Raw genomic sequence first — 16,715 nt, 5'->3', positions numbered from 1 at the left:
GTGGAGCAGAACACCATGACTTCCAGCACGTCCCCGACCTCCGCCGCGTCCACCGCGTCCACCGCGTCCACCGACAAGATCGTCCGCGCGCTGCGCGCCTCGCTCAAGGAGACCGAGCGGCTGCGGGCCGAGAACGAGGAACTCCTCGCCCGGTCCCAGGACCCGATCGCCATCGTCGGCATGGCCTGCCGCTATCCGGGCGGCGTCGCCTCGCCCGACGAGCTCTGGCGGCTGGTCGCGGACGGCGTGGACGCCACCGGCGACTTCCCCGGCAACCGCGGCTGGAACCTCGACGAGCTGTACCACCCGGACCCGGAGCACCCCGGCACCTCGTACACCCGCCGGGGCGGCTTCCTCCACCGGGCCGCCGAGTTCGACGCCGCGTTCTTCGGCATGAGCCCGCGCGAGGCGCTGGCCACCGACCCGCAGCAGCGCCTGCTGCTGGAGACCGCCTGGGAGGCCTTCGAGCACGCGGGCCTCGACCCGGCCGGGCAGCGCGGCAGCCGGACCGGCGTCTTCGCGGGCGTGATGTACGAGGACTACGCGGGTCGGGTCCAGCGCGCGCCGGAGGAGCTGGAGGGCTACCTGCGCACCGGCAGCACCGGCAGCGTGCTGTCCGGGCGCCTCGCCTACACCTTCGGGCTGGAGGGCCCGGCCGTCACCATCGACACCGCCTGCTCCTCCTCCCTCGTCGCCCTCCACCTCGCCGCCCAGGCCCTGCGCAACGGCGAGTGCGACCTCGCCCTCGCCGGCGGCGTCACCGTCATGGCCACGCCGAACACCTTCATCGAGTTCAGCCGCCAGCGCGGGCTGTCCGCGGACGGGCGTTGCAAGGCCTTCGGGGCGGGTGCGGACGGGACGGGCTGGGCGGAGGGGGTCGGGCTGCTGCTGGTGGAGCGGCTGTCGGACGCGCGGCGCAACGGGCACCGGGTGCTCGCGGTGGTGCGCGGCACGGCCGTGAACCAGGACGGTGCGTCCAACGGGCTGACGGCGCCGAACGGGCCGGCGCAGGAGCGGGTGATCCGCCAGGCACTCGCCAACGCTCGGCTCACGGCCTCGGACGTGGACGCGGTGGAGGCGCACGGGACCGGGACCACGCTCGGTGACCCGATCGAGGCACAGGCGCTCCTCGCCACGTACGGGCAGGGACGCCCCGATGGCCGTCCGCTGCACCTGGGATCGGTGAAGTCCAATCTCGGGCACACCCAGGCGGCAGCCGGTGTGGCGGGCATCGTCAAGATGGTCATGGCGATGCGCCACGGCGTCCTGCCTCGCACCCTGCACGCGGACCAGCCGTCCCCGCACGTCGACTGGGAGGCCGGGGCGGTCGAACTCCTCAGCCAGGCACGGGAATGGCCGGCCGTCGACGGGCGGCCGCGCCGCGCCGCCGTCTCCTCCTTCGGCATCAGCGGCACCAACGCCCACGTCATCCTGGAGCAGGGCCCCGACGAGAGCTCCGAACCGACGGACGCCCCGCAGGCCGGGAGCGTCGTGCCGTGGGTGCTGTCGGCGAAGTCGGCGGAGGCGTTGCAGGCGCAGGCCGAGCGGCTGCTCGGTGCGCTCTCCGACGATCACTCGGCGGTCGGCGTGGCGCAGGCGCTCGGCCGACGGGCCGCACTGAAGCACCGGGCCGTCGTCACGGGCGACCACCGCGCCGGACTCGCCGCGCTGGCGGCGGGCGGGAGCGCACCGGAGGTGGTGCGGGGGACGGCGGTGGAGAACCGCCGGGTCGCGTTCCTGTTCAGCGGTCAGGGTGCGCAACGGCTGGGCATGGGATCGGAGTTGGCGCAGGCGTTCCCGTTGTTCGCCGAGGCCTTCGACACGGTGTGCGCCGCGTTGGACTCGCACCTGTCGCGGCCGCTGAAGGACGTCATCGGCGGGGACGACGTCGAGCTGCTGAACCGCACCGAGTACACCCAGCCCGCGCTGTTCGCCTTCGAGACCGCGCTGTACCGGCTCCTGGAGTCGCTCGGAGTCCGGCCGGACTACCTCATCGGGCACTCCGTCGGCGAGATCACCGCCGCCCACCTCGCCGGGGTCTTCACCCTGGAGGACGCGGCCAAGCTCATCACGGCGCGCGGACGGCTCATGCAGTCCCTGCCCGACGGCGGCGCCATGACCGCCGTCCAGGCCACCGAAGACGAAGTCCTGCCCCTCCTCGACGGACGCAACGCGGCCGTCGCCGCCGTCAACTCCGCCACATCCCTCGTCATTTCGGGTGCGAAGGCGGACGTCGACGCCGTCGCCGAGGAGCTGAAGGCCCGGGGCCGCAAGACCACCCGCCTGCGGGTCAGCCACGCCTTCCACTCCCCCCTCATGGACCCGATCCTCGACGAATTCCGGACCGTCGTCGCCGAGTTGAACACGAACGACCCGCGCATCCCGATCGTCTCCAACCTCACCGGCACCACCGCCACCACCGAGGAACTGAACGACCCCGACTACTGGGTCCGCCACCTCCGCGAAGCCGTCCGCTTCGCCGACGGCATCCACCACCTGCAAGCCGCAGGCGTCACCACCTACCTCGAAATCGGCCCCGACGCCGCCCTCACCCCCCTCCTCACCACCAACGCCCACCCCACCACCCGCCGGACCAAGCCCGAGGTCCAGACCCTCACCCAGATCCTGGCCCACCTCCACACCACCGGCACCACCGTCCGCTGGGCCAGCTTCCTCCCGGCCACCGCCGCCCACCTCGACCTCCCCACCTACGCCTTCCAGCACCAGCACTACTGGCTCGACCTCCCCGCCGGAACCACCACCGCCACCGACCTCACCGCCGCAGGTCTCGCCGCCGCCGAGCACCCGCTCCTCGGTGCCGCCGTCACCCGCGCCGACGGCGACGGCATGCTGTTCACCGGCCGCCTCTCCACCACCACCCACCCCTGGCTCACCGACCACACCATCGCCGGCACCGTCCTCCTGCCCGGCACCGCCTTCGCGGAGCTGGCCGTCCACCTCGGCTACCAGGTCGGCTCCGGTCGGCTCGACGAACTCACCCTCCGCGCACCGCTCGCGCTCCCCGAGGGGGAGGCCGTCCGCCTCCAGGTCTGGGTCGGCGGACCGGACGCGTCCGGTGACCGGCCGGTCGCCGTCTACTCCCGCCCGGAGGACCACACCGCCGCCGACGAGGTGTGGACCTGCCACGCGACCGGCCGGCTGACCGCCGAGACCGCCACCACGCCGTCCCCGGAGGCGGCCTGGCCCCCGCCGGGCGCCGTCGCCGTCCCGCTGGACGGGCTGTACGAGGACCTGGCGGCGCGCGGCTACGGCTACGGTCCGCGTTTCCAGGGCCTGACGGCCGCGTGGCAACGTGGGGCGGAGCTGTTCGCCGAGGTGTCCTGGCCCGCCGGGGCCGAGGAGGCCGAGGAGTTCGCCCTCCACCCGGCACTCTGGGACACCGCCCTGCACGTCCTCGGGACCGCCGACGGTGGCTCCGAGGCCCTGCGGCTGCCGTTCGCCTGGTCCGGCGTCGCCCTGCACGCCACCGGCGCCACCGAGCTGCGGGTCCGGCTCACCCCGACCGGTCCGGACGAGGTCGCGCTGCTCGCCACGGACCCCACCGGCGCGCCGGTCGTCTCCGTCGACGCGCTCACCCTGCACGCGGTCTCGCAGCAGCAGTTGATCGCACCCGGGCTCGCGGCGGACCGGATGCTGTTCTCGGTGGAGTGGCAGAACACTCCCTCCGCCCTGGCGGAGAAGGAGAGTCGGGCATCGATCGCTGCGGACGGACCGGTGTCCGACGGCCTCGCCGAGCTGGCCACGTCCGACGAGGTGCCCGGCACGGTGTTCGCCGCCGTTCCGGCCGAGTTGCTCGACGGCGCCGACCCGGCGGCCTCCGCGCACGCGGTCGCCGGTTGGGCGCTGGAGCTCTGCCGTGGCTGGCTGGCGGAGGAGCGGTTCGCCGCGTCCCGGCTGGTCCTGGTGACACGCGGCGCGGTGGCCGTCGAAGAGGACGCGCCCGTCGACCCGGCACAGGCCGCCGTCTGGGGCCTGGTCCGCTCCGCCCAGACCGAGCACCCCGGACGCTTCGTCCTCCTCGACACCGACACCGACAGCGACAACCTCCCCGCCCTCCCCGACGAGCCCCAACTCGCCCTACGCGCCGGCACCTTCCACGCCCCCCGCCTGCGCCGCACCACCCCCACCGACTCCGCACAACCGATCACCCTCGACGGCACCGTCCTGATCACCGGCGCCAGCGGAGCCCTCGCCACCCTCACCGCCCGCCACCTCATCACCCACCACGGCGCCCGCCGCCTCGTCCTCGCCTCCCGACGCGGCCCCGACAGCCCCACAGCAACCGAACTCGCCGACCTCGACGCCGAGATCCACCACACCACCTGCGACGTCACCGACCGCGAGGCCCTCGCCCACCTCCTCCACGGCATCGAGGACCTCACCGCCGTCATCCACTGCGCCGGCATCCTCGACGACGCACCGATCGAGACACTCGACGCCCAGCGCCTGGACCGCGTCCTACGCCCCAAAGCCGACGCCGCCTGGCACCTCCACGAACTCACCCGCGACCGCGACCTCACCGCCTTCGTCCTCTACTCCTCCATCGCCGGCACCCTCGGCAACCCAGGCCAAGCCAACTACACCGCCGCCAACGCCTTCCTCGACGCCCTCGCCCACCACCGCCGCACCCACGACCTACCCGCCACCAGCCTCGCCTGGGGCCCCTGGCACACCGGCATGGCCGCCGAACTCACGAACACCGACACCACCCGCATCGCCCGCACCGGCATCACCCCCCTCACCGACCACCAAGGCCTCACCCTCCTCGACACCGCACTGAGCACCGGGCAGCCCGTCCTCGTACCGGCCCGAATGGCCACCGCCGTTCACGACAGCGCCCAGGTCCCCGCCCTGCTGCGCGACGTGGTGCGGGGCGGTCGCCCGCGTGCCGCCGGCCGGACGGAGCGGCCCCAGGGCCTGGCCGGACGGCTGGCGGACCTCGCGCCGGCCGAGCGGGAGCGAGCGCTGATCGAGCTGGTGACCGAGCAGTTGGCGGTCGTCCTGGGCCACACGGACGCCACCGCCATCGCATCCGACCGCGCGTTCAAGGACCTCGGCTTCGACTCGCTGACCGCGCTGGACCTGCGCAACCGCCTCAACACCCTCACCGGCCTGCGCCTGCCCTCCAGCCTGGTCTTCGACCACCCCAACCCCGAAGCCCTCGCCCGCCACCTCGGCAACGAACTCCTCGGCACTGCCCAGGAGACCGTCACCACCGCCACCGTCCGGACCGCCGACGAGCCCATCGCCATCGTCGCCATGGCCTGCCGCTACCCGGGCGGCGTCGAGTCGCCGGAGGACCTGTGGCGGCTGGTCGCGGACGGCGTGGACGCCGTCACCGCCTTCCCCACCGACCGTGGTTGGAACCTCGACACCCTCTTCGACGCCGACCCCGACGCGACCGGCAAGTCCTACGCCCGGACCGGCGGATTCCTGCACCAGGCCGCCGACTTCGACCCCGCCTTCTTCGGCATGAGCCCCCGCGAGGCCCTCGCCACCGACCCCCAGCAGCGCCTCCTCCTCGAAACCGCCTGGGAGGCCTTCGAGCGCGCGGACCTCGACCCGACCACCCTGCGCGGCAGCCGGACCGGCGTCTTCACCGGCGTCATGTACCACGACTACGGCACCCGGATCGCCAAGCCCGCGCCCGGCTTCGAGGGACACCTGCTGACCGGCAGCACCGCGAGCGTCGCCTCCGGCCGACTGTCCTACACCTTCGGGCTGGAGGGCCCGGCCGTCACCATCGACACCGCCTGCTCCTCCTCCCTCGTCGCCCTCCACCTCGCCGCCCAGGCCCTGCGCAACGGCGAATGCGACCTCGCCCTCGCCGGCGGCGTCACCGTCATGGCCACGCCGAACGTGTTCGTCCAGTTCAGCCGCCAGCGCGGCCTCTCCCCCGACGGGCGTTGCAAGGCCTTCGGCGCGGGCGCGGACGGCACCGGCTGGGGCGAAGGCGTCGGCCTCCTCCTGGTCGAGCGGCTCTCCGACGCCCAGCGCAACGGCCACCGGATCCTCGCCGTCGTCCGCGGCAGCGCCGTCAACCAGGACGGCGCCTCCAACGGCCTCACCGCCCCCAACGGCCCCGCCCAGCAACGCGTCATCCGCCAGGCCCTCACCAACGCCCACCTCACCACCACCGACATCGACGCCGTCGAAGCCCACGGCACCGGCACCCCCCTCGGCGACCCCATCGAAGCCCAAGCCCTCATCGCCACCTACGGCACCGGCCGCGCCCCCGGCCACCCCCTCCACCTCGGCTCCGTCAAGTCCAACATCGGCCACACCCAGGCCGCCGCCGGCGTCGCGGGCATCATCAAGATGGTCATGGCCATGCGCCACGGCACCCTGCCCCGCACCCTCCACGCCGACCAGCCCTCCACCCACATCGACTGGACCGACCAGAGCGTCCAACTCCTCACCCACCAGCAGGAATGGCCGACCCTCGACGGACGCCCCCGCCGCGCCGCCGTCTCCTCCTTCGGCATCAGCGGCACCAACGCCCACGTCATCCTCGAACAAGGCCCCGACGAGAGCGCCGAACCGGCGAACGCCCCGCAGGCCGGGGCGCTCGCGCCCTGGGTGCTGTCTGCGAAGTCGGCGGAGGCGCTGACGGCGCAGGCCGAGCGGCTGCTCGGCGCGCTCTCCGACGACCACTCGGCGGTCGGCGTGGCGCAGGCGCTGCTCAAGCGTGCCGCGTTCGAGCACCGGGCCGTCGTCACCGGCGACCACCGTGCCGGGCTCGCGGCGCTGGCGCGCGGCGAGCAGTCGGCCGAGGTCGTGACGGGCACGGTCGGACAGGGCGGCCGGACCGCTTTCCTGTTCAGTGGGCAGGGTGCGCAACGGCTGGGCATGGGATCGGAGTTGACGCAGGCCTTCCCGGTCTTCGCCGAGGCCTTCGACACCGTCTGCGCAGCCCTCGACGCCCACCTCGACCGTCCGCTGAAGGACGTCATCGGCGGGGACGACGTCGAGCTGCTGAACCGGACCGAGTTCACCCAGCCCGCGCTGTTCGCTTTCGAGACCGCGCTGTACCGGCTCCTGGAGTCCCTCGGAGTCCGGCCGGACTACCTCATCGGGCACTCCGTCGGCGAGATCACCGCCGCCCACCTCGCCGGGGTCTTCACCCTGGAGGACGCGGCCAAGCTCATCACCGCGCGCGGACGACTCATGCAGTCCCTGCCCGACGGCGGCGCCATGACCGCCGTCCAGGCCACCGAAGACGAAGTCCTGCCCCTCCTCGACGGACGCAACGCGGCCGTCGCCGCCGTCAACTCCCCCACCTCCCTCGTCATTTCCGGCGCCCAGGCGGACATCGACGCCGTCGCCGAGGAGCTGAAGGCCCGGGGCCGCAAGACCACCCGCCTGCGGGTCAGCCACGCCTTCCACTCCCCCCTCATGGACCCGATCCTCGCCGAATTCCGGACCGTCGTCGCCGAGTTGAACCCGTCCGACCCGCGCATCCCGATCGTCTCCAACCTCACCGGCGCAATCGCCGAGAACAGCCGGCTCAAGGACCCCGACTACTGGGTCCGCCACCTCCGCGAAGCCGTCCGCTTCGCCGACGGCATCCACCACCTCGAAGCCGCAGGCGTCACCACCTACCTCGAAATCGGCCCCGACGCCGCCCTCACCCCCCTCCTCACCACCAACGCCCACCCCACCACCCGCCGCACCAAGCCCGAAACCACCACCCTCCTCCAAGCGCTGGCAGGCCTCCACACCACCGGCACCCCCGTCACCTGGGCCGCCCTCCTCCCCACCACCGCAGAGCTCCCCAGCCTCCCCACCTACCCCTTCCAGCACCAGCACTACTGGCTCACCGCCCCCGACACCGCTTCCCCCGGGGACTTCGGACTCGCCGCCGCCGAGCACCCGCTCCTCGGCGCGATCGTCGAACTCGCCGACGCCGAGCGGACGGTGTTCAGCGGCCGGCTCTCCACCGGCACCCACCCCTGGCTCCAGGACCACGCGGTGCTGGGCGCCGTGCTGATGCCCGCCGCGATGGTGCTCGAACTGTTCTGGCACGCCGGTCACCGCCTCGATTCCCCGCACGTCGCGGAACTGACCCTCGAAGCTCCGCTGGTTCTCACCGAACAGGGCCCCCTAGCCCTCCAGTTGGTCGTGTCCGCCCCGGACGACACCGGCCGCCGCTCGGCGAGCCTGCACTCGCGGCCCGCTCAGGCGCAGTCGGACGAGCCGTGGGCCCGTCACGCCGTCGGCGTCCTCGCGGCCGCCGAGCCCGCTCCGTCGGAGAACCTGGCGGCCTGGCCGCCGGCGGGCGCGACCGCCCTCCCGGCCGCGGGCCTGTACGACCGGCTGGCGGAGCGCGGCTTCGACTACGGCCCCGCCTTCCGTGGTCTGCGGCAGGTCTGGCACCGTGGCGACGAGCTGTTCGCCGAGGTCGCGCTGCCCGACCAGGCGGCCGCCGTCAACGGCTTCACCCTGTCGCCGATGATGCTCGACGCGGCGCTGCACACCCTGCTCGCGCGGCAGGAGGACGCGGACGTACGGCTGCCGTTCGCCTGGTCCGGCGCGTCGCTGTACGCGACCGGCGCCGAGACCCTGCGGGTCCGGGTGACCGCCGCCGGGGGCGGGGACGTCGCCCTGCTGCTGGCGGACGAGTCCGGCGCGCCGGTCGCCTCGGTGGAGGCGCTGGCCGTCCGCCCGGTGACCGCCGAGCAGTTGGCAGCCGCCTCGGGCGGGCGGGACCCGCTGTTCGAGATCGAGTGGATCACGGCCGGCCCGGCCTCGGTGGAGCAGAACGCCACCGTCCCGGACGGACCGCTCAGCGAACTCGCCGAGCACGGCGCCGTACCGGCCACCGTGTACGCGCGTGTGCGCGCCACGGACGAGGCGGGCGGCACCACCCCGGAGGCCGCTCGCCATCTCCTCGTGAGCACTCTGGGCCTGCTGCAGGAGTGGCTGGCGGAGGAGCGGTTCGCCGCGTCCCGGCTGGTCCTGGTGACACGCGGCGCGGTGGCCGTCGAGGACGACGCGCCCGTCGACCCGGCACAGGCCGCCGTCTGGGGCCTGGTCCGCTCCGCCCAGACCGAGCACCCCGGACGCTTCGTCCTCCTCGACACCGACACCGACAGTGACGACCTCCCCGCCCTCCCCGACGAGCCCCAACTCGCCCTACGCGCCGGCACCTTCCACGCCCCCCGCCTGCGCCGCACCACCCCCACCGACTCCGCACAACCGATCACCCTCGACGGCACCGTCCTGATCACCGGCGCCAGCGGAGCCCTCGCCACCCTCACCGCCCGCCACCTCATCACCCACCACGGCGCCCGCCGCCTCGTCCTCGCCTCCCGACGCGGCCCCGACAGCCCCACAGCAACCGAACTCGCCGACCTCGACGCCGAGATCCACCACACCACCTGCGACGTCACCGACCGCGAGGCCCTCGCCCACCTCCTCCACGGCATCGAGGACCTCACCGCCGTCATCCACTGCGCCGGCATCCTCGACGACGCGCCGATCGAGACACTCGACGCCCAGCGCCTGGACCGCGTCCTACGCCCCAAAGCCGACGCCGCCTGGCACCTCCACGAACTCACCCGCGACCGCGACCTCACCGCCTTCGTCCTCTACTCCTCCATCGCCGGCACCCTCGGCAACCCAGGCCAAGCCAACTACGCCGCCGCCAACGCCTTCCTCGACGCCCTCGCCCACCACCGCCGCACCCACGACCTACCCGCCACCAGCCTCGCCTGGGGCCCCTGGCACACCGGCATGGCCGCCGAACTCACGAACACCGACACCACCCGCATCGCCCGCACCGGCATCACCCCCCTCACCGACCACCAAGGCCTCACCCTCCTCGACACCGCACTGAGCACCGACCGCGCGGTGACCGTCCCCGTCCGGCTCGACCTGGCCGCCCTGCGCACCGCGCCCACGGCCCCGGTCCTGCTCGCCGGGCTGGTCCGCACCCCGCGCCTGCGTCACGCCACCGCCGCGACCGCCGGCTTCGCCGCCGAGCTGCTGGCCGCCCCGGCCGAGGAGCGCGCGGCGCTGCTGCTGCGGGCCGTCCGGGAGCAGGCGGCCGAGGTGCTCGCGCACCGGGACGCGTCGGCGGTGACGGCCGACCGGGCCTTCGTCGAGCTGGGCTTCGACTCGCTGACCGCGCTGGACCTGCGCAACCGCCTCAACACCCTCACCGGCCTGCGCCTGCCCTCCAGCCTGGTCTTCGACCACCCCAACCCCGAAGCCCTCGCCCGCCACCTCGGCAACGAACTCCTCGGCGACCACCTCCTCGGCACCACCGAGGAGTCGAAGAACACCACCACCCGGACCATCGACGAGCCCATCGCCATCGTCGCCATGGCCTGCCGCTACCCCGGCGGCGTCCAGACCCCCGAGGATCTCTGGCACCTCGTCGCCTCCGGCACCGACGCGATCGGCGACTTCCCGGCCGACCGCGGCTGGGACCTCGACGGCCTCTACGACCCCGACCCCGACACCGCGGGCAAGTCCTACGCCCGGACCGGCGGATTCCTGTACCAGGCCGCCGAGTTCGACCCCGCCTTCTTCGGCATGAGCCCCCGCGAGGCCCTCGCCACCGACCCCCAGCAGCGCCTCCTCCTCGAAACCGCCTGGGAGGCCTTCGAGCGCGCGGGCCTCGACCCGACCACCCTGCGCGGCAGCCGGACCGGCGTCTTCACCGGCGTCATGTACCACGACTACGCGAACGGCGGCTCCGGCTCGGACGGTCTGGAGGGCCACCTCCTCACCGGCACCACCGGCAGCGTCGCCTCCGGCCGACTGTCCTACACCTTCGGGCTGGAGGGCCCGGCCGTCACCATCGACACCGCCTGCTCCTCCTCCCTCGTCGCCCTCCACCTCGCCGCCCAGGCCCTGCGCAACGGCGAATGCGACCTCGCCCTCGCCGGCGGCGTCACCGTCATGGCCACGCCGAGCGTCTTCGTCGGGTTCAGCCGCCAGCGCGGCCTCTCCCCCGACGGGCGTTGCAAGGCCTTCGGCGCGGGCGCGGACGGCACCGGCTGGGGCGAAGGCGTCGGCCTCCTCCTGGTCGAGCGGCTCTCCGACGCCCAGCGCAACGGCCACCGGATCCTCGCCGTCGTCCGCGGCAGCGCCGTCAACCAGGACGGCGCCTCCAACGGCCTCACCGCCCCCAACGGCCCCGCCCAGCAACGCGTCATCCGCCAAGCCCTCACCAACGCCCACCTCACCACCACCGACATCGACGCCGTCGAAGCCCACGGCACCGGCACCCCCCTCGGCGACCCCATCGAAGCCCAAGCCCTCATCGCCACCTACGGCACCGACCGCGCCCCCGGCCACCCCCTCCACCTCGGCTCCGTCAAGTCCAACATCGGCCACACCCAGGCCGCCGCCGGCGTCGCGGGCATCATCAAGATGGTCATGGCCATGCGCCACGGCACCCTGCCCCGCACCCTCCACGCCGACCAGCCCTCCACCCACATCGACTGGACCGACCAGAGCATCCAACTCCTCACCCACCAGCAGGAATGGCCGACCCTCGACGGACGCCCCCGCCGCGCCGCCGTCTCCTCCTTCGGCATCAGCGGCACCAACGCCCACGTCATCCTCGAACAAGGCCCTGCGCCCACGTCCTCCGAGACCCCCGACACCCCGGCGGCCGCTCTTCCCTACCTGCTCTCCGCCAAGTCCCGGAAGGCGCTCCAGGCGCAGGCCGCCCGCCTCCTCGGCGCGCTCGCGGACGGCACCACCGACGGCGGCGCCACCGGCACCGCCCTCGCCCGCTCGCTGGCCACCACCCGCGCCCTCCACGAGCACCGCGCCGTCGTCACGGCCGCCGAGCCGACCGCCCTGCGCGAGGCGCTGGCCGCCCTCGCCGAGGGCCGGACGGCGGCGAACGCGGTCGTCGGCACGGCGCAGCCGGCCGGCCGGACCGCGCTGGTGTTCCCCGGCCAGGGCTCGCAGTGGCTCGGCATGGCCGTCGAACTCCTGGACACCGCACCGGTGTTCCGCGGCCGGATCGAGGAGTGCGCGGCGGCGCTGGCGCCGTACACGGACTGGGACCTGCTGGACGTGCTGCGCGGCGTCGGCGACGAGGCGTCGCTGGAGCGCGTGGACGTGGTGCAGCCGGCGCTGTGGGCCGTGATGGTGTCGCTGGCCGAGCTGTGGCGCTCGTACGGGGTCCGGCCGGACGCCGTGGTCGGCCACTCCCAGGGCGAGATCGCCGCGGCCGCCGTGGCCGGCGCGCTCTCCCTGGACGACGCCGCCCGGGTGGTGGCGCTGCGCAGCCGCGCGCTGCGGCGGATCGCCGGGAAGGGCGGGATGGTCTCCGTCCCGCTGCCGGTCGCCGAGGTCCGCGCGCGGATCGCGGAAAGGCCGGAGGAGTTGAGCGTCGCGGCGGTCAACGGCCCCGCCGTGACAGTGGTTTCGGGTGACGCCGACGCGCTGCGCGAGCTGGTCGCCGGCTACGACCGCGAGGAGGTGCGGGCCCGGGTGATCCCGGTCGACTACGCCTCGCACTCGGTGCACGTGGACGCCATCCGGGATGAGGTGCTCGATCTGCTGGCCGGCATCGAGCCCCGCTCGACGGGCGTGGCCTTCTACTCCACGGTGACCGGCGGGCCGGTGGACACGGCCGGGCTCGACCCGGAGTACTGGATGCGCAACCTGCGGCAGACGGTGCTGTTCGAGCAGGCCGTGGACGCGCTGCTGGCCGACGGCCACCAGGTGCTCGTCGAGTCCAGCCCGCACCCGGTGCTGACCATGGGCGTGCAGCAGGTGGTGGAGGCCGCCGGGCGCGAGGACCGCACGGTGGTCACCGGGTCGCTGCGCCGGGGCGAGGGCGGGCTGCTCCGCTTCCTCGCCTCCGCCGCCGAGGTCCACGTCCGCGGCGGCTCGGTGGACTGGGCGGCCGTGCTGCCGGCCGCGCCCCGGGTCGAGCTGCCGACCTACCCGTTCGAGCACGGCAGCTACTGGCTGGCCCCCGGCGCGAGCGCCTCCGACGTCGGGTCGGCGGGCCTGAGCGGCGCCGGGCACCCGCTGCTGGGCGCCGCCGTGGAGCGGGCGGACGAGACCGGGCCGCTGTTCACCGGCCGGGTGTCGCTGCGCTCGCACCCCTGGCTGGCGGACCACGCGGTGCTGGGCACCGTCCTGGTGCCGGGCGCGGCCCTGGTCGACCTGGCGATCCACGCGGGTGACCGGGTGGGCTGCGGCCGGGTCGAGGAGCTGACCGTCGAGGCGCCGCTGACGGTGCCGCGGGAGGGCGCCGTCCGTCTCCAGGTGCTGGTGGACGCGGCGGACGCCGAGGGCCGGCGCCCGCTGGCGGTGTACTCCCGTCCGGACGGCGCCCCGGAGGAACGGCCGTGGACCCGGCACGCCACGGGCACCCTGCTGCCCGGCGGGAACCCCGGCGGCAGCCCCGCCGACAGCGCCGCCGACCAGGGCTGGTCCTGGCCCCCGGAGCGGGCCGTGGAGGTCCCGGTGGCGGACGCCTACCCGCTGCTGGCGGCGACCGGCCTGGAGTACGGTCCCGGCTTCCGGGGCCTGCGGGCCGCCTGGCGGCGCGGCGACGAGCTGTTCGTCGAGGCCGCGCTGCCCGAGTCCGCCGCGCCGGGCGCGTTCGGCCTGCACCCGGTGCTGCTGGACGCGGTGCTGCACGGCCTCGCGCTGAGCGGCGCCGGGGACGCGCCGCGGCTGCCGTTCTCCTGGTCGCGGGTGTCGCTGTTCGCGACCGGCGCCCGGACGGTCCGGGCCCGGATCGCGCCGACCGGCCCGGACACCGTGTCGCTGGACCTGGTGGACACCGCCGGCGCGCCGGTGGCCTCGGTCGGCGCGCTGACCGTCCGTCCGGTGAGCGCGGCGCAGCTGGCACCGTCCGCGCCGGACGCCGACGACCTGTTCGCGGTCGACTGGAGCACCCTGCCCGAGCCCGCCGGCCCGTTGGCGGAGCCCGAGGGCTGGGCGCTGCTGGGCGAGGACACCGTCGGCCTGGCCGAGCGGCTGCCGCTCGCCGCCGCGGCGGACCTGGACGGCCTGGCCGCGGCCGGCGTGCGGACCGCGTTCCTGTGCGCCGCCGGCGCGCCGGAGGTCCGGTCCGCCGCCGTACGGGTGCTGGAGACGGTCCGCGCCTGGCTGGCGGACGAGCGGTTCGCCGAGGCCCGGCTGGTGGTGGTCACCCGCCGCGCGGTGGCCGTGCACGCCGGCGAGGACGTGCCGGACCTTCCCGGGGCCGCGGTCTGGGGCCTGGTCCGCTCGGCGCAGACCGAGCACCCGGACCGCTTCGTGCTGCTGGACCTGGACGGGCGGGCCGCCTCTGCGGCGGCGGTGCCGACCGCGCTGATGGCGGGCGAGCCGCAGCTGGCGGTGCGCGACGCGGCCGTGCTGGTGCCGAGGCTGGCCCGGGCGGCGGCCGGCCGCGGCCTGGCGGCCCCGCAGGACGGCCCCTGGCAACTCGACGTGACCGCCAAGGGCAGCCTGGACAAGTTGGCCCTGGTGCCCTGCCCCGAGGTCGAGGGCCCGCTGGCGGAGGGACAGGTCCGGCTGGCGGTGCGGGCGGCGGGCCTGAACTTCCGGGACATCCTGATCACCCTGGGCATGGTCCCGGACGACGGCCGCCCGGCCGCCTCCGAGGGCGCCGGCGTGGTGCTGGAAGTCGGCCCGGGGGTCACCGGCTTCGCGCCGGGTGACGAGGTGATGGGCTTGATCGGCAAGATCGGCCCGGTCTCGCTCGCCGACCACCGGCTGCTGGCCCGCAAACCGTCCGGCTGGAGCTTCGCCGAGGCGGCGGGCGCGCCGGTGGTGTTCCTGACCGCCTACTACGGGCTGCGCGACCTGGCGAAGGCCCGGGCCGGGGAGTCGCTGCTGCTGCACGCCGCCACCGGCGGCGTCGGCATGGCCGCCCTCCAACTCGCCCACCACTGGGGCCTGGAGGTCTACGGCACCGCCAGCACCCCCAAGTGGGACACCCTGCGCGCCCTCGGCTACGACGAGGACCACATCGCCGACTCCCGCACCCTCGACTTCGAGGAACGCTTCCGCAAGGCCACCGACGGCCGCGGCGTCGACATCGTCCTCAACTCCCTCGCCCACGAGTACGTCGACGCCTCCCTGCGCCTGCTGCCCCGCGGCGGCCGCTTCATCGAGATGGGCAAGACGGACAAGCGGGACGCGGCGGAGGTGGCGGCGGCGTACCCGGGCGTCGCGTACCGGTTCTTCGACGTCATGGACCCGGGGCCGGAGCACGTCCGGTCGATGCTGGGGGACCTGGTGGAGCTGGCCGACCGGGGCGTGATCACCCCGGTGCCGGTGACGGCCTTCGACATCCGGCGGGCGCCCGAGGCCTTCCGCTACCTCGGCCAGGCCAAGCACACCGGCAAGGTGGTCCTCACCCTGCCCACCCCGCTCGACCCCGACGGCACCGTCCTGGTCACCGGCGGCACCGGCGTCCTCGGCAGCCGCCTCGCCCGCCACCTCGTCACCCGCCACGGCATGCGCAAGCTCGTCCTGACCAGCCGGCGCGGCGCCGGGGCACCGGGCGCGGCCGAACTCGCCGAGGACCTGCGCGGGCTCGGCGCCGAGGTCGTCCTCGCCGCCTGCGACACCGGCGACCGTACGGCCCTCGCCCAACTGCTCGACGGCATCACGGACCTGACCGCCGTCGTGCACACCGCCGGCACCCTCGCCGACGCCACCCTCGAAGGCCTCACCCCCGACCACCTCGACCGCGTCCTGCACCCCAAGAGCGACGCCGCCCACCACCTCCACGAACTCACCCGCGACCGCGACCTCGCCGCCTTCGTCCTCTACTCCTCCGCCGCCGGCACCCTCGGCAACGCCGGACAGGCCAACTACGCCGCCGCCAACGCCCACCTCGACGCCCTCGCCCACCACCGCCGCACCCACGGCCTGCCCGCCACCAGCCTCGCCTGGGGCCTGTGGGACGAGGCCAGCGAGATGACCGGGAACATGAGCGAGACCGACCGGGCCCGGATGGGCAAGGGCGGCTTCCTGCCGCTGGGCACCGAGCAGGGGCTCGCCCTGTTCGACGCGGCCTTCGACGCCGACCGGGCGGTGCTGCTGCCGGCCCGGCTCGACGTCCGGGCCCTGCGGGACCGGGCACCGGCGCTGCTGGCCGGCCTGGACCGCACCCCGGTGCGCCGCACCGCCGGTCAGGCGGAGGCGGACGGCGGGGCCTCGGCCCTGCAGGTGCGGCTGACCGGCCGGTCCGCGGCCGAGCAGTCCCGGCTGCTGGGCGAGCTGGTACGGGACGACGTGGCCGCCGTCCTCGGCTACGGCCCCGGGGACGCCGTCCAGACCGGGCGCAGCTTCAAGGAGTTGGGCTTCGACTCGCTCACCGCGCTGGAGCTGCGCAACCGGCTCAACGCGGCCACCGGCCTGCGGCTGCCCGCCACCCTGGTCTTCGACCACCCGACCGTGGAGGTGCTGGCCGAGCACCTGCGCTCGCTGGTAGCCCCCGAGCCGGTGGCCCCGGCGCAGACCGTGCTGGCCGAACTGGACCGGATCGAGGCGGCGTTGGCCGCGCTCGAGGCCGAGGAGGGCGACCACGGCCGGATCACCGCCCGGCTCCAGGCGCTGCTGTGGAAGTGGAGCGGCCCCCAGAGCGCCGGCTCCGCCGCGGACGGCACCGAGGAGGGCGACGACCTGGACCTCGCGACGGACGACGACCTGTTCGACGTCCTCGACAACGAACTCGGCCTCGGCCGGTGAAC

At 74.7% G+C, this 16,715-nt stretch carries 1 protein-coding gene; it reads left to right on the top strand.

The features are described 5' to 3' along the window. The first annotated feature begins 15 nt into the window (after positions 1 to 15). Entirely contained in the window at positions 16 to 16,713 is a 16,698-nt protein-coding gene (locus ACIQI7_RS05135) for an SDR family NAD(P)-dependent oxidoreductase (protein WP_401105266.1), read from the top strand. Positions 16,714 to 16,715: the final 2 nt, after the last annotated feature.

This window comes from Kitasatospora sp. NPDC092039 (assembly GCF_044756065.1).
In the GTDB taxonomy this organism is placed as follows: domain Bacteria; phylum Actinomycetota; class Actinomycetes; order Streptomycetales; family Streptomycetaceae; genus Kitasatospora.
Note: the sequence above shows the minus strand (reverse complement) of the source record. Positions and strands in the feature narration are given on the sequence as shown.